At 64.3% G+C, this 17,171-nt stretch carries 4 protein-coding genes; all 4 read right to left on the bottom strand.

Going from position 1 to position 17,171, the window contains the following annotated elements:
• Positions 1-10 precede the first annotated feature (10 nt).
• Complete coding sequence (locus tag HU762_RS18070) at positions 11-1,843, bottom strand: MotA/TolQ/ExbB proton channel family protein (RefSeq protein WP_186639299.1); 1,833 nt, start codon at positions 1,841-1,843, stop codon at positions 11-13.
• A gap of 31 nt (positions 1,844-1,874) precedes the next feature.
• On the bottom strand, positions 1,875-3,470 hold the full coding sequence (locus HU762_RS18065; protein ID WP_186639297.1) for a ShlB/FhaC/HecB family hemolysin secretion/activation protein: 1,596 nt from the start codon (positions 3,468-3,470) through the stop codon (positions 1,875-1,877).
• Between the two features lie 147 nt (positions 3,471-3,617).
• Entirely contained in the window at positions 3,618-4,025 is a 408-nt protein-coding gene (locus HU762_RS26915) for a transposase (protein WP_272976174.1), read from the bottom strand.
• Between the two features lie 446 nt (positions 4,026-4,471).
• Complete coding sequence (locus HU762_RS18055; RefSeq protein ID WP_186639294.1) at positions 4,472-16,981, bottom strand: filamentous haemagglutinin family protein; 12,510 nt, start codon at positions 16,979-16,981, stop codon at positions 4,472-4,474.
• Between the last annotated feature and the right edge of the window lie 190 nt (positions 16,982-17,171).

Raw genomic sequence — 17,171 nt, 5'->3', positions numbered from 1 at the left:
GGTCGCTCCCCTACACCGTCAACGATGGGCTGGCGACGTGGTTGCCCCGTCGATGCGCCGCTTCACTGGACTGGCTTTCGCCGTGGACTTCGGCCAGGCGGGTGATGAACTCGTCGACGAATACCCGCATGTCGGCGCTGACTTCCTTGTTGCGCGTGGTCAGGCGGTTGTAGCCAAACAGCGCCGGGATCGCGACGAACAACCCCATGGCGGTGGCCAGCAACGCGGCTGCCATGCCGGGGGCGATGGCGTTGATGTTTACATCACCGGCCATGGCGGTGCCGAGGAACACCACCATGATCCCCAATACAGTCCCCAGCAGGCCGATGTAAGGGCCGCCGGCGATGGCGTTGGACAAGGTCGACAACTTGGAACTGAGCTGTTGGTTTTCCCGGGTCCGTACACCGTCCATGGAACAGCGGATGGCTTCGATGGTGGCTGCGGAGATCGACGAGGTGTCGGCGCCCTGGTCGCGGCGGGTGCGGATTTCGGCAACCGCCACCCCATACAGCCGCCACAGCGACGAATCGCTTAGGCGCTGCGCCAGGTCGCGGTCATCGGCGAGCAGTTCCAGCCGTGTCCCAACCTTGGCGAAATGACTGCGGAAGACTTCGTTGGCACGGCTGACTCGACTGACATTGCGGCTCTTGCGCACCATGATCACCCACGACTGCAACATCATCAGCACCAGGACGGCAATGATCACCCAGGCGTCCAGCGGCACCGCGTTGAGCAGGAAACCCAGGCTGCCGAAACCGAAGCCGGACTGTTCTTCGTCCACCCCATAGACCACCAGGCGCGACTCGGCGCCCTGGGCGGTGGCATCGGCCAGGATTTGCTCGGGCGAACGGGCGACGCGGGACAAGCGCAGTTCATCGAGAGCGCCGGTGAAGGCTTGATACGTAGCGGTCGGCGCCACCGCGCCGGCTTCAACGGCGGCCGGTGAATCGGCGCCGATGGCAATCGCACCCTGCAAGGCTGGCAACGGTTGCGCCAGGCTCGCCGCCGGCTTTCCATTCACATACAAACGCAAGCCGCTGGCGTCAGCCGTCAACGCCAGGTGTTGCCATTGCCCCAGTGCCACGGCCTGGTTGGCCACGGCGCGCTGGCCGTTCACTTCCACAAAGGGCACGCCTTGGTTCACGCCCACCAGCAGCGCATTGCCGGCATCACGACGGGCCAGCAGCAGTTGCTCGCCTGCGCCCTGCTCCATTCGCAACCAGGTGCTGAAGGTCAACGCACCACCCGCGCTCACGCCCAGGGATGGACTGGCCGGCAGCAACAGCGGCTGGCCGTTGAGCTGTGCCGAGCGCCCGATGACACCGTCGATGATATTTGCCGGGGCGTTCTGCGCGTGGTTGGCAAAGGCGCTGGCGTCCCGTGGCGGTGCGCCAACGGCACCATCAAAGTGATAGACCAGGCTGTAGTCGGCATCGAAGGCTGACTGAGCGTTGCTCGTGGCCGGCGCTTTCGGGTTGCCGTAGTACATCCAGACATCCTGGCGCTTACCGCCCTCCACCAGAGGCACGTCCACCCAGATCAGCGCCATGCCCATCAGCGGGTCGAAACTCTCGATCTGGTGGTTGAGTACGGTGTGATCATCGGTGGCGACAAAACGGATGTCCGAACCGTTTTCGTTAACGCCATCGAAGGTGAAATTGCCGGTGTGCAAACGCACTAGCAGCGAGGTGCGCCCCACCGCCTGGCTGATCGCCGCGCCCTGGGGCGTGGTGTCGATGCTGATCTGTTTGCGGTAGTGCCAATCGTCCTGCCACCAGGCGCTGGCCGTTGCCGGCAGCACAAGGCCCAGGCAAGCGAGAAGAATGAAAATCAAGCGATGCATAACGGGGTGCTCCAAGGTCTGTGCCTACCGGTCAAAAGGTCGCCTGCACATTGAAGTGCACGCGTGAATCGTGTTTGCGGGTGTTCGGGCCGTCCTTGAGCGGCAGGCCCCAGTCGAGGCTGCCCGACAGCCATTCGCGCAACGTGGCGCGGGTGCCGAAGCCGATACTCGCCAGGCTGTAGTCGGCCTCCTGGTCGGGCAGCGCGTCTTGCAGGGCCATTTGCGCGCCTTCGGCAAAGACGTATAAACGCCAGTTGTCGACGTAGCTGCCGAGGCCTTTGCCCAGGTGCTTGCTCAACGACGGTGTGCGCAGTTCCTGGGAAAACAGCACGCCGTCATCGCCCGTGCGTTCCGCTGCGAGATAACCGCGCACACTGGTGGCGCCACCGGCGGAAAACTGTTCGTTGGAGACCAGCGGCCCGGAGGCCAATTGAAAGCTCAGCTTGCTTGCCGCTTGCCAGTCCCCGGCAAAATTCCGCGTGAAGGTGCTGTCGCCCTTGAACACGGCGAAGCTGGGATTGGCTTCATAGCGCTTGGCCCGAAACTCATCAGCGTCGCTGCCATAGCCGAAGAAGCTGCGGGTGCCGGCAACGATGCTCAGGCCCAGGCCGAACTGTGAGGTTTCGGTGTAGCGAAAGCCGTTGTAGGCCAGGGTGATCGGCGCGTACTTGATCGGCACCTCATCACTGGAGCCGCCAAACTGCAGGGCTTCCTCGAAGTCCTTGAAGTCCACGCCCACCGACAGCGTGTTGGCCCATACGCCCTGGGGCGGCACGTTGTAGATCAGCGACGCGCCATAGGAATGTCCCTTGCCCAACACGTTGCTGCCGCCGATGGTCGCGACGTTGCTGTCGGACTGGTAGCCGGACAACTGCGCATTCCAACGCTCGCTCAGGGGCGCGTTATAGGATCCCGACCAGACTTGCGCGTTGTCCCGGTCTTCGGGGGCGGTGAAATAAGTCAGCGACGCCGAATGCCCGCGTTGCCAGAGGTTGTTGTGGCCCAGCGTGACCACCGAACGCAGTTTTTCGGTGTCGGCGCTGTAGTCATTGTTCAGCCCGACACTGGCTTGCCAGGGATTCTTGTCTTCGACTTGCAGGTCGACATCCATGGTCCCCGGACGTTGCCCTTCGCGCACCACCGGCACCACCTGGCGCCCAGGGTTGCGGTTGGCCACGGCCAACTGGCTTTGCACCGCGCTGAAATCGGCCACTTTGCCTTCTTCCAGCGCCGGCACTTCTTCGCGGACATTGACCGGCGAATAGTGCTCGGTGCCAACCACGCGCACCCGGCCGATCTTGGTTTCGCTGACTTGCAGGTACACCACGCCGCCTTCCACCTGCTGCTCCGGCAGTTCGACGAACACCGACTGGTAACCCTTGGCCTGGTAGCGCTGTTGCAGGGCGTCGCGGGCGCCTTCGATGTCGGTGAGCTTGCGTTGCGGCCCCAGGAACGCATACACCGCCTCTTCGATTTCCCGGGCATCGAGCACGGTATTGCCGCGCACTACATACTCATTCACGTCCACCAGGCGCGCTGGCGTTCCGGCCTCGGCCGCGGCCGCTGTATCGGCTTCCTCGGCCCACAGCGTTGGCGCCTCGGCGACGAGCATCAGCGCGAGCGCCATGGGCAGGTATCGCCTGCACCTGCCGATGTTGAAGTCCCAATGATCCACACATCCCCCTCGATTCAATTGCGCCACGCGCGCAGCGCCTGCTGCAAAGCCGCGCGCCGCATGACGCGCTGCCTTGGCATCGTGTTGTTGCCTGACGGTTTATTTGCGTTTGGAATGGCCTGCGTGCCTGGAAAGCCAGGTGTGCAACAAGGCGAAGTTCAGCGAAAACTCCGGCATGTGCATCAGGTCGCCGCAGAACACTTCGCTGACGATGCGCTCGAGCAATTTCGCCGCGTGCGGGCTGTCCAGCAGCTCGCCGATGTCCCGCACGAAGACCGAGAAAGCCCAGACCCGCTGGTTCAACTCAAGACCCACAAACCAGCGGAACAACAGGTTGTAATTGAGCTGCTCGTACAGCTGTTTTTCACTGGGCAGCGAGTACAGCAGTTGCAACAGCAAAGCGAGCATCAAGGCCGGTACCGGCACCTGGATGTGGTGTTCCCGCGCCCATTGCTGCAAAGGCTCGGACGCGACCTCCAGCAGTTCCTCGATCTGTGGGCGCAACATCACCAGGGAATGACCTGGCGGCACGTAGCTGGACAGTTCCTTCAAGGCACTCTGCCAATCGTCCTGGGACACGATCCACACCCAAGGCGCGCCGTAGCGGTACACCGAGACCGGTTTTTTGCGCGCGGCTTCAACAATTTTCGACAGGCGCTGGTCCAGCTCCTGCATGCCCACTTTCGAGTAACTTTCCATAGACCCCAATGCCCCTGTCACACCTGGCATCCAGCGCGAAATAGCGCCAGAAAAAGTTGTCCGGCTTCCCTGCAAAAGGCCTTTTCGTCCACGGCGTTCCTGCGCCGTTGCCGTTTCACACAACCTTGACCCCGGCCACCTGCCACTACCGAACTTTTGTCATCGAATCTTCATGAACGGTTACCGACAGCGACCGAGCGCCCATGAAAAAGGGCGACAGTTGCCTGTCGCCCGCGGGGTTTTGTTGATGTTTCTCAGAGCGTCAGGTTGCGTTGTTCCTCCGGGGTCAACTGATTACGCGCCTGGTCGTCCAACCGTCCGGCGCCCAATACCCGCACGCTGTTGTTCGGTTCGTGGTCCGGTGCCCGGCTGGCGCCTTCCTGCGACGGTGCCAGGCGCTCGTTGCCAAAACCCAGGACCTGCACGCTGAACACCGACGGCATGCGGTTGCGCGAGGCGGCCTGTTGCTCGCGGGCCACGCCTTCCGCCGCGTCGCTGGCCGAAGCCGCGGCGGAACTGGCGTTGGTCAGCGCGCCAGTATTGACCACTGCGCTGACCGGCACGCCGTTGGACTTGCCTTGCACCTGGATGTTGGCCGCGTTGACCACGTGCAAGGCGGCGATGTTGATATTGCCAGAAACCCGGATGCCCGCCTCTCCCGCATCGATGGTGCCGAGCGGCGCGAGCAGGTCGATATCGCCCGGTGCGACCTCGGCAATGGGGTTGAGCGTGGCAATGCCGGCGCCAGTGCTCGGCACCGACGGCGACAAGGTGACGTTGCCCCAGTTGTCGTAGACGCGCTTGGGCGGTGTGTACACCAGCGTGGTTTTCGAACCGCGACCGGCGTTGATATCGCCTGTCGCGGACCACGCGAGGATGTCGCCGCCAAAGGTGGTCATGATCCGGCTTTGTCCCAGCAACACGCTGCCGTTGCTGAACAACTGGATGTCGCCAACCCCTTGGGTGATGACCCCGGCACTGGACGGCGGCGCTTCGCCTTCGATACCAAAAACCTGCTGCCCGCCAGGCGTCAGCATCTGGATATCGCCACCAAAGTTGGTGTGCACCCCCGCTCCGCCGAACATCGTGATATCGCCCTGGTAGGCCAGGGGATTGCCCGCCACGTCGTGGGTCGGGAACAGCGCGGCGATGGCGTTGCGACCGCGCAGGTAGCTACCGGAACGAGGACTGCTGGCGTTGTTGTACTCGCGACCACCGGCACGCAGTTCGGCGAAGTACACCTCGCGAGCAAACACCCGCTGCTGCTCGGCCGGCAACGCGGCGAAATAAGCCTGCGCCTGATCGGCCTCACCGCTGAAGCCATACCGCGACGCCAGCCAGGCCGCCAATTCGACCTCATAGGTCTTTGCCACCTTGCCCGGCTGTTGAGCCAGGCCGACAGCGGCGTCCGCCAGGTTGGCCGGATCCAGGTATTGGCGCACAAAGCCCAAGTAATCCGGCCCGGCAGCGCCCACGCCGGCTTGCATCACGATGCTTGCGCCTGGGCGGTTGTCACCGGATTTCACCGGACCGAGGCTGGTCACGGCGGCCTGGTCTTCCATCAGGATATTGCGTCCGGCGCTGATCTCCAGCGTACCGGGGCCGGCGACATTGAAAGTGCTGTAGAGAATGTCGCGGCCGGCGGAGACAACGGAGATGTCGGTGGGGTCGTCGTGGACGAACAGGTTGCCGGTGCTTTTCGCATCGCCAGGGAGCTGAGGCACGGAATTGTTGGTGAGCTGTCCGCTGTTGACTATGTCGCGCCCCGCCATGATCCAGGCCGGCCGAGCGGCTTCGTACCAGATATCACCCTCGTAGGGTTGAACGGAAAAGGACAGGATCTCCCCCGTGCGCAGCCCCACGATATCGCCGTTCACCGCGTAGAAGCGTGTCGGCTGGTCCGCGCCCCGGTAACTGCCTTCGGTGCCGGAGCCGCCGAAAGCGAACAGAGTACCCGTGCCATTCGTGTCGGTTTTGACGCCGGTACTGTCCATGTAGCTGAACCCCGGACGAGCCACCGTGGCCAGGCTCGCCTGAGGAGCGTTGGTGGGGGAAATGGTAAAACCTCCCGCGTAAATCGAGTCGGACGCGAGAAACTCCAGTTGCGCCTGCGCGCCCGGCGCCAGCACTAGCGAGTAAGGCAGATTCGGCATCGCCGTACCCCCCGTCCAGGTCCCGGAAGGTCCGTAGTAAAGGCTTCCGTTGGCGGCGGTGGCTCGAAGGATGGACGGATAGACAAAACGACCATCGGTGGGTGCCGAGTCGCCCGGCGCCGGGGCGCTACCGCCTATGGCCACCTCGCCGACTCGCGTGAACGGCGTCAGGTTGCCCCCCGCCGTCAACAGGTCAATGGCGGTGTGATCGGTCCACAGGCTGAACCACGAGGAGCCGGTGCCCTTTCCTGCGGCCCCCAAGTTGACGAGCTGTGTACCTTGCGAGAGCAGACGCCCGGCATCGGCGGCGCCGCCCAGCACCAGATCGCCTCGGGCATCCAGGGCCACGGTGGCGTCCCCCGGCACCACGATCATGCCTCCGGTGGCGCTTGCCGAGGTGGCTTGGAACGGATCGTAGGCCCGGGTTTCACGCGGGTCCTGCCACAGCGCATGCGGGCCGCTGACCAATTCGATGCCGCCAAAAGAACCGGCATGGGCCCTGACGGTCCCGCGCAAATTGATCAGGCTGCCGTTCAATGCATGACGCTGGGCGACCGGACCTTTGCTGTTGGCGCTTTCCAGCGCCCGCGCGCTCAGCGATGGGTTGAGCCCACCACCGACGCGCAGGCTCAAGTCACCGCCGCCGGTCATCTGCAACTGACCATTGACCATGCGCCCCGTCGAGCCCACGGCCAGTACCAAGCCCTGGCTGCGCGTAGCGTATTGCTCGCCGGTGTCGCCACGTGGCGCCAACATGCCGGCATCACCCGCCACGTCCACGGCCAGGTTGCCGCCGCCCAAGGTGCCGAGTCCAGTAAAGCCGACCAGTGCCATGTTTTGGTCTTCGGCCACGAAGGTGCCGAAGTTGATCCACCAGGCCGTGGGCGTGGTCCCGTCGACGCCGCCGCCCTGGCGCCACAGCCAGTTGCCAACGCTTGAGCTCGCGTTCAGCCCGGTCCGGCTGATGACATCGCCGGTCAAGTCTGCGCCAACGGTCAACGACAGGTTGCCGCCCTGATCGGGATACCAGGCGCGGTAGAGGCTGCTCGGGCCGCCGTCTACCAAGGATTCATAGACACCGGCGCCCCAAGGAAGCACTTGGTCCGTCACCTGGTCGACTGAACCATCTTTCCAGACCCCTCGGGCAAGGTTATAGCCTGCCGATTGCGCCTGGGTCAGGGTCGAAGTACCCGCCGTGTAGATGCCGAACAGCGAGTGCAGGCTCAGGTCGCCCGCACTGACCAGGTCGAGGTCGCCAGTACCGGTGCGCAGGACACTGAAACTGCTCGCCTCGGGTTTGTAGGCGTATTGGTACTCACCCTCGGAAAACTTCGCCAGGCAGGCATCGGAGGAGACGCAAAGCATGTCCACGGTCTGGCCCAGTTCAGCCGCCAGTTCGCTGGCCGAGCGCCCTTCATAAGCCGGATTGCCCAGGGCGCCGGCACCGACAACGGTGATGAACAGAGGGCTGTTAGTACACATCGGCCCGATGGCGCAGAGATCCTCCAGGGTCATGCCGAATTGGACCGCCATTGCTGCCGCTGGCAAACCTGCATAGCTGAGATCGCCAAAAAACATCATCGAAAAATCCGTGGTCGTCACCACTGGATCGCTCGCCGAGCCCGGCACCGGTGCTCCTCCCCCGGTCTGAACGCGGGTACCCTGCATTGCATAATGGGTGTCCGCCACCGTCAGCTTGCCATTCTGCGCATAGGGGTCCGCCAGACGCGTGTCGGCGGCCTGAACATCGGCGCCCGCCACGGTCCGCACCGACCACGATTGCGAGCCTTCGGCAAGCATCGGTGCAATTGCCCAGTTACGGCCCTTGCCGTCCCCGCCACGCAAGTTGATCTTCTCCACGCCGTCGGCGAGCTTCACGTCGGTGCCCGCCGGAATCAGCGCGCCCAATGCGAGCTGCAGCGCGCCCGCTTGCACCATGACATTCGGGTTGGACATATCGACCATGTTCAACGGACGGCTGGGCAACGCCACGCCCTTGGGCCACACCAGCCCGGTCAGCGCCATGTCGCCCGCCAGCACCGACCCGGCATCGAGAATCATCCCTGGGTCCAGGGTCAAGTCAGCACTCAGCCGGGTTCCGGCGGCGTGGGCCAGCGAGCCATCGGCGTTGCGGATATTCGCCGCCAGTACCGTGCCGGCCGGCAGGTTCACGGCTTCTGCCACTTCGCCAGGCACCGGCAGGCGAGTACCCGCAGCCAGGGTGACCGTTTGCAATGGCAAGTCGTAGTTGAGGGTGACGCCGGACAAGAACGTAGTGCCTTCCTGCAACTCGATGCCCGCGCGCGGCACGATCACATCACCGTTGAACAATTGCTTGCCCGGCGTCAGCACCCAGCCATCGTCGTCCGGGGTTGCGGGCGGCGGCGCGAAACCGTCGTTGATGCTGCCATATACGCTGAGGTCGCCACCGGCGCGCAGCACCAGGCTGCCGACTTCGCCGGAACCGTATACGGCAGTTTTTGGCGTCAGCGGGTTGAGGCTGGCGTAGCGGTAACCGGAGAGGTCCAGGTCGCCCTGCACCACCAGGTCACCGTCGGCGGTGGCACTGACGATTTCGACGCCGGGGCGCAGGTGGAAAGCGTTGCGATAGGCGGCATTGTTGAGGCCCGCCAGCTTGCCGTAGCGTAAGGCATTGTTGTTCAAGGCGTTGTCGATAAAGTCCCGGTTGTCGTCATGGATACCGTTGAGGTAGTCCTGATTGATGACTTGGTACGGCCGGCCACTGGCCGCCGGATCGGTGCCGTAGTCGGCATCGTCGTAGCGTTGCACGCCATTGAGCGCGATTAGCTTGGCGCCCTGGATGTTCAGGTTGCCGCTGGCGTCGATGGCGATGTCGCCGGCCGTGGCGCCGCCCAGGCGTGGCGCATTCAGCTCCAGGGTGCCACGGGCCTTGCCGTCGTGGCCGACCGTGGTGGCGGTGCCATGGCGCAGATCGATGCGCGCGCCACCGGCCAGCGTCAGCAGGCCATCTCCGGAACTGAGTTCAACCATGGCGCGGTTCGGCGAATCGATGATCTGACCGTAGCTGTCGACCCGCAGCACGCGGCCGTGGGCATCGAGCACGGCGTTGCCGCCAAGGGTCAAGCCTTGCTTGCCGGCCAGGCGGATGGAACCCACGCGCTCGCCGCTGGCGTCCACGGTGCCATTGACGGTGAGTTTGCCGCCGTCCACCGACACGCTGACCACACCGGCCTTGAGGCCATCGCCGATCACCAGGTCGCCCTGCTTGAGCTGGAAGAGGCGCCCGCCGAATACCTGGCCTTGGTTCAGGCGCTGGTTGAGGGTGGCAAAGTCATCGCTCAGGCTGCCATCGCCCAGGCGTTGGGCGCGGATGTCCACGCTGCCGGCCTTGTAGGGCACGGCGGTGCCGCCCGCATCGTAGTAGCCGCTGCTGCTGCCCAGCACACTGCCCGCCAGGTCGACTTTGCCGGCGGCCGCCGCCAGTGCGGTGGCCTTGAGGGTGCCGGCCTGGTTGTTCACGGCGGAGAGATCGATCACCGAGCCGGCGGCCTGGCGGATATTGCCGTTGCGGCTTTCGAGGATCAGGTCACCGCCCCAACTGTACTTACTGACATCGTTGAAGGTGATTTTGCGTCCGGCCAGGTCGAGGCGCGCGGCGGCGGTGAGGGTCAATTCATCCTCGGCGCTAAGGGTCAGCTTGCCGCTGGGCAGCACCACGTTGCCTTCGACCCGTACGTTCTTGCCGTTCAACGCCAGCTCGGCGCCCAAGCTATCGGCGCTGGCCACCGGCAGGCGACTGCCCGCCGGAGCGCTGACGCGGATATTGCCGCCTGCGGTGATCCGGTTGACCGACCCGGCCTCGCCGGTCATCAACGGCGTGAGGATGTTCAGGTTGCCGCCGCTGTACTGAAAGCCTTTGCCCGTGATGTATTCACCCTGACGCTGGTAAACCAGCAGGCCACCCTTATGGTTGGCTGTGATGCGTTCGCTGGCGTTGAGATTGACGTTGGCAAATCCCAGCGCCAGCCGGTCATAGGCCTTGACCACCTTGGGCTCGGTGGTCGGGGCATAGCCAAAACCGATGCGTTCGGCGTCGATCTGCAGGTTGCCCGCACCCGTACCGGCACTGTCGCGCACGATGCTGGCGGCCTCGTTTTGCGCACCGTTCCAGATCAGGTCGCGGGTGCGGATTCGCGCGGTTTCACCCGCCTCGCCCTTGCCGTAGATGGCGGGCGTGGTGAGCACCAACTCCTTGAGCCGTGATTTGCCGGTCGCCGCGTCAAAGGTATCGAGGCTGGCGTTGCCATAAAAATTCAGCGAATCGCGAGCGCCCAGCACCAGGGTTTCGAGCGCCGGCGCGCCGGCGCTGGTATCGCCGAGCAACAGGCGGTCAAGCACCTGCTGGTTGAGCGTCAGGCCATTGGGCAACAGATTGCGCGACGCCAGGTCAGCCAGGGTGTCGGCATTGCCGACGTTGATGCCACCGACCGCGAGGGTTAGGTTGCGGGTGCCGAAGCGCACGGCATCCGTCAGCTCGAAGCGATTGTCCGTGGCCGAGGCGATGGTGCCCTCGGAATACAGGCGGGTGGTGCCGGTGCAGACACCATCGCATACACCGATGCGGATACTGCCGGGGGCACTATCTGGCTCCTGCGGGTTAGGCGCTGAAGGCGCCAGCATGTTCAGGTAGCCATTGGACACGGCCAGCACGCTGTTGCGACCGGGGCTGTAGATATAGCCATCGTGCGAGTCACGGGCCACGGCGCCCATGCCCAGGGTATTGATCGACGCGCCTTGCTCCACGGTGATCCCGCCCTTCGGACTCGACGTCACCAGGAATACTTCAGGCGCCCGCAAGGTCGCGCCGCTGCGCAAGGTGATGTTTTGGGTCTTGGCGACGGAGCCATTGCCATTTCCGAACTCAAGGAAGTTACCGCCCTGGCCATAGCGGGCCAAGGCGTAACCGCCGATGAACAGGCTGCTGGCGCCGATGGCATTCACCGCATCGTCAGTCAGGGTTACAACGTCCGATCCAGAACTGGCCGCCTCTCCTGCCTTGATGATTTCCAGGTTCCCGGCCCTGACCAACGTGAGTGTGGTGGTGCTGCCGCGACCCTCTTTGGCTGCTTTGCTCAGCAGTTTTCCGGCAAAACTGAAACTCGGTTGGTCACTCTGGTTGCGCTCGAACGTGACGTTGAACGCCTTGGCATCCCGGGGCAGCAGCACAGCGGGCACGCCCAGGCGCGCGGCATCCGCCAGGGCGAACTGACTGAAGCTGGTCTCGTTGTACTGCGAATAGCGGCGCAGCGTATCCGCCGCCGTGACAATCACCTGGCTCGCCAGGCTGTCGCGTACGCCCGTGCCGGCAATGCCCAGGGTACCGGCCGTTGCCCAGGAGCCGTTACGCATGGCCTGGGTCGGCACGACCCCGCCCTGCCCGGCCAGGCCGTTGACCTCGATGCGAAACGCACCCGGCAGCAGCGCGAAGGTCGAGGGCAGCAAGGTATAGGTGCCGGCCGGCAAGCCGGGTACGCCGGCACCAAGGGTAATCTGCTGGCCGACCACGGGGGCAACGGCGCCGGCTTCGCCACCCACCGGCGCATAGCCGGTCTGTACGCCGGGAACGATGGCGTAGACCGGGTTGCTGCTCAGTGCCGGTAACAGGAAACCGTCCGGGCCGAACTGCACCAAGGGATTGAAGCGCGCGTCAGTGGAACCGCCACGACCCGAGATGAAACCGGCGCCGGTCAATTCACCGCCGCCGGACACATCCACCACCGCCCCCGCCGCAACGTCGATGGTCTCGCCCACCAGATCGATCTTGCCTGGCACGCCATTGAGGGCTGGCTGCAGCAGGCTCTTGTCGAGCGTCACGCCATCGAACACGTAGGATTTGCCATCCGCTGTTCCGCCATAGGGCATGACGAGCCCCGCGCCGCTGACGGAGGTCAGGCTGCCCGGCAGAAAGTTCACGTCACTGCCGGGACGCGACGCCGTTTCCAGCGCCGTCTGGCCGATGATCAGGTTACCCAAGGGCGCCCGCAAAATGCCGCCCTGATTGATGACATCCGCTTCGAGTCGCAACTCGCCGAACGCGGAGTAAGGCACCGAAGGGATCGCCGAGCCATTGCGGCCTATGTCTATTCGCTTGGCAGTCAGGGTCCCTTGCACACCGGTGCCTGGGTAGATCTGCGCGGCGGTGAGGCCCAGCACACCCGGTGTACGAATCAACATCTTGTGATCGGTCTGGCTGCTCGCCATCCGAATGTCACCTTGGCTGTTGAGCTGCAGATCCGCAAAACCGCGACGGTCAACCTGCCGGACTTCTCCGTCGGCCATCGTCAGCGTTCCGCTGCCGCCGACCCTCACCGCGTCGCGGACCTCAAGGAGCCCGGTCGCTGTCAGCAGCAATTTCCCCGCGGCAGGTCGTGCCGACGGCGTCAGTCCTATGCCGGTGCTGCTGTTGTCAGCCCCGGCGGCCGTTTTATCCACCGCGCCAGCCAAGCGCACGTAACTGCCGCGCAAATTGACCACCGAGTCCGCGGCGGCTGTCTCTGCCATGCCGTACGCCCCCGCATAGAGTTGCAGCGCGTTGGCCATCGACAGGTTCACATTGCCGTCGAAGGTCAACAAGCCAGTGCTGAACAGCGACAACGTATCAAAGCCGCCGGCCTCGACCTGATCCACCGCTAGCCGTGCATAACCATGTTCCAACAGGGCGGCGCCCTGTTCGGGAGCGCTACCGGCGGCGATCCCGGTCGCGGAATGGTGTTGCTCGATAATCAGTTCGCGGGTCTTGCGCTGGTCGTCCGGCAAATCGGAATTGTTCGAATAAACGGTGGCCCCCAGCCCTACCGACAGACTCCCGCCCGCCGCGCCGGTACCACCGGCGGCAGCCTTGAATTGACCGTCAAGGTAGAGGCCATTGGTCGAGCCAAAACTGATGCTGCCGCCGTGGCTGGCAACCAAGCGGTTTTGCCCCGCGTCATCCAGAACGGCGCTCGCACCCGAAGCGTCGAGCAACGCGCCTTCGCGCACCACGATGAATTTGACGATACCGCCGCCGTCGCCCGTCGCATGGTCGATTTCACCACCAATGACGATACTTCCGCCGTTACGCACGAAACCGTATTGGTTCCCCCTGGCATCCGTGGCGGTGGCGGCGCGAGCGGCTACGTCCAGGACCGCGTTCTCGCCGATCCAGATCGACTTGAATTGGTCACTGTGCGGTATGGCCGCCGCTTGCGGACCAAGTGCGGAGCCGACAGTGATCGAACCGCCCCAGGCATTTAATGTGCCGTCCACGGTGATTTGGCCGATCCCACTCAAGCGGATCGCCTGCCCGGGATCGACGTTCAGCACGGCCGACTTGCCCACCAGCAGGTCCGCGGAGGCAACGTTCCCTGGGCGGGTGTTCTGGCTGCCGGCTTGCAGCGCCAGGCTGGCACCCTGGCGTTGGGTCAGCACGCCCTTGCCGGCGTCTTCGAGGTACAGCGGCGGCGTCCAGGTTTCCAGCGCGCTGCCAGGCGCGCCACCGGTGGCGAGCCCAGCGGCGGCCGGGCCTTGGCGATACACCGGCAACGTGACGTCGACTCGGGTGCCCTCGGCAACCTCCAGGCCATCGCTGCCAATGATGTCGTAGGCGGAAAAGCCTTTTTTGAAGAAACCGCCATCGAGCAACAAAGTACCCGCCGCCGCCGATGTCGCGGTGTCGCTGATCAGCACTTTACCGGCATGCAGTTGCAAGGTGCCGCCGCCCTTCACACCCTGGCCACGCAACTCACCGCCCAAGCTCAATTCCCCAGTGACGGTGCTCAGGCTGACATCGCCGCCCTTGCCGCCCTGCAACTTGCCCGAATTGAGCAAGGCCGCGCCGGAAGAGACATCCAGCACGCTGCCGGCGCCCAGCACGAGGGCGCCGCCGGTCTTCAGGGCAATGCTGCCACCGTTCTGGTAGGGCAAGGCGCTGATGTCGGCAGGGTCCAGTTGCAGATTGCTCCACAGCCCACTGGCGTCCAGGCGCACCCCTTTGCCCACGGTGATCGAGGAAGCGCCGGCGACCGGCATCGAGCCATCGACCTGAACGAAATCCCTGCCCACCTGAATGACGCCGCCGTGGGCGGTGATGTCAGCATTCACGGCCACTTTCGGGCCAAACAAACTGATGGTGCCGGCAGGGGCTACCTGCAACGCCCCCTCGACATTAATGCCTTCGCTGGCGGCTACTTTGATCGCACCCAGCTTGAAGCCGCTGAGCTGGTTGCTGTCCAGGTACAACGTACCCTGGCGATCCGTCGGCAAGGCGCTGCCGAGGTCGATGCCATTGGCAACGCCTGCGGCGCCTTTGCCGATGACGACGTTTTTTAGCGTATCGGCCGTGGCGCCAAGGGCATATTCCACGGTGCCGCTTTCCTTCACGTAGAACGGCACGTACGCGCCGACCACCAGTTGCCCACCCCGGGCTACGGCTTTTTGCGACTGCTGGTAGCCATCCAGGCCGGCCTGGGCGGCGCGGGTCTGGCGGTCACCTTGGAAGGTGTCGCTGGCGAGTGTGCCTTCGAGCACCGCATTACGCGTACCAATCACCAGGGTGCCGGCATCGCGGCCAACGGTGTAGCCCGCCTCTTGGCGCGAGCGCGGGGCGATCAGGGGATTGTAGTAATAGTTCGTTTGCCCCCAGCGCTGGGTATGGTCTTCGTAGCCTTTGTAGAGGCCGGTGTAGAGCCTGTCGCCGGGCGCGCGGTTGAGTTCATACAAGCGGCCATCGGCGCCTCTGAGCCAGGTTTGCTTGATCGTGCCGCTTTGCACGTCCAGCGTGCCGCCGGACATATTGATCTGCGAGCCAGCCTGAGTGACCAAGTCATTACCGGTAAAACTCACGGTACCGCCCTGGGCCATCCATTCGGCGGCGCTATGGCCCTGGGTGCCGAGGTAGCCGCTGACTTCCAGCAAGCCACCGGCGGTGTACCAGCGATCGGTGGCGTAGCCGTTGGTGCCGGCCGGCACGAACACCAGCTCGCGGGTATCCACCCACACATCGTTGTTATTCAACGCGCCTTCATCCCGGTTGCCGGCGGCATCACGCTGCTCGTTGCCCTGGATGTTGACCTTGATGCTGTTCGCTTCCATCGCCACCTTGACCCCGGTGGCGCCGGACACATCGATCACCGCGCCGTCGCGCACCAGGCTGCGGGTACCGGCATTCACTGCGACCTGGCCGCCGGTGGCGAGGGTGATCGAGCCTTTCTGGAAGTCGACGCTGCCGGCACTGTCGATCCGCACCAGAGACAGGTCACGGCGATAGGTGTCGGCGGGGATCACCTTGCCGTCCTGGCTGACGACCGGTTTCAACAAGCTGTCGCGCTGACTGTCCAGGGCCGTGGCGCTGGCATCCAACAGGATCGCCGTGGTGCTGCCTTCGCCCAGGGTCACGTTGGCCTCGCTACCGCGCGCGGTCAGATGCAGCGTGCCACGGGTGTCCGCCGAGGTGCTGGCGACGGCCACGCCGTTTTGCCGCACCTGGTTGCCGGTCAGGGTCACGTCGCCGCTGGCCGCCATCAACAGCCCTGTGTTGCTCACCTGCCCGGCGCCCGTGCCGCCTACTTGATGGGCGATGACCTCATTGCCGCGGGTGGTTGAAGTCGAGTTACCGTCGCTGGCGAAGCCCTTTTTGATCGTGAAGCTGTCACCGGCCGCCAGCACGGTTTGGCCGCGCTGGGTACTGATGGTGCCGGCGTTGTCGACGGTCTTGCCCAGCAACAACACATAGCCGCCACCGGCGGTCGATTTGCTTGGGGCGGCCGTGGAAATCTGCGCGCCCGTCTCCACCCGAATCGCGCCTTGGGCGTTGGTGAAACTTGCGGCGCTGGCGTTGTAGAGGCCACCGGTCTTGAATTGCTCGTCGCTGAAATCCGTGGCGGCCGCCACCAGGTTACGCACGTTGACCTGGCTGCTGCCGCTGAACACTACACCGTTGCTGTTGAGGATCATCACCGTGCCGTCGGCTTTGATCTGGCCTTGGATCTGGCTCGGCGCGGTGCTGTTGTTGACCTTGTTCAACGCCGCCCAACTGGCGTCCTGTTGAAACGCCAGGGTGGTGTCACGGCCGATATTGAACGTGTCCCAGTTGAGGATTGCCTTGTCGGCGGTCTGCTTGACGGTCACCACGACCTTGCCATTGGCATCGCTCTGTACCGGGCCATTGGCGTTGACGAACAGCGGCTTGCCGTCCGGACCAATCACCGCGTTCAGGCCATTGCCACCCAAACCGTTATGGATGGTTTGCGGTGCGCCAAAGGTGGCCGCACGCCCAGCCGCCTGGGCAGCCTGGCTGGCCGCAATCGCCGCCACCGTGCTGTTCATGTTCGCCAGCGAACGGCCCAACTGCTGCTGCACCCGTTGTTGCTGCGCCAGCGGTGGAGGCGTCCCAGGGCGCGGCGCGCTGGGGCTGGCCGGGCCCGCCGCCGGAGCCGCGCCCTTGGCCGCGAACCAGGCCGAACTGAAACTGGTCGCTGCGTACGCGGGGTTGGCCAGCAGCAGCAAGGCAATGGCCTGGGCCAAAGGCTTGAGGCGCAGCACAGCGGTGGATTCAGCATTACGGCGAGTGGCTTTCTGTGGGCGGCGACGCATCACTACGGATCCTTTTTACGCAGGGCGAATTCGGTAGCGCCCGCTGGACGAGGCGCGCAAATGACTAATCCCAAGGCAGGTTGACGCCATCGCGACCGAACTTTTGTCATGCAATGTTCATCTGCCGGGCGGTTGCCTGAAACGAAAAACCGGCAACAGCGCGAGGCTGTTGCCGGTTCATGCAGCGAAC

It is taken from the genome of Pseudomonas sp. SWRI92, assembly GCF_014268685.1.
In the GTDB taxonomy this organism is placed as follows: domain Bacteria; phylum Pseudomonadota; class Gammaproteobacteria; order Pseudomonadales; family Pseudomonadaceae; genus Aquipseudomonas; species Aquipseudomonas marvdashtae.
The sequence above is the reverse complement of the archived record's forward strand: the minus strand, read 5'-3'. Positions and strand labels throughout refer to the sequence as shown.

What these genes read in the sequence shown, in the direction of transcription:
- HU762_RS18070 (WP_186639299.1), bottom strand. Translation starts at nt 1,843, where the DNA reads ATGCATCGCTTGATTTTCATTCTTCTCGCTTGCCTGGGCCTTGTGCTG.
- HU762_RS18065 (WP_186639297.1), bottom strand. Translation starts at nt 3,470, where the DNA reads ATGGCGCTCGCGCTGATGCTCGTCGCCGAGGCGCCAACGCTGTGGGCC.
- HU762_RS26915 (WP_272976174.1), bottom strand. Translation starts at nt 4,025, where the DNA reads ATGTTGCGCCCACAGATCGAGGAACTGCTGGAGGTCGCGTCCGAGCCT.
- HU762_RS18055 (WP_186639294.1), bottom strand. Translation starts at nt 16,981, where the DNA reads ATGCGTCGCCGCCCACAGAAAGCCACTCGCCGTAATGCTGAATCCACC.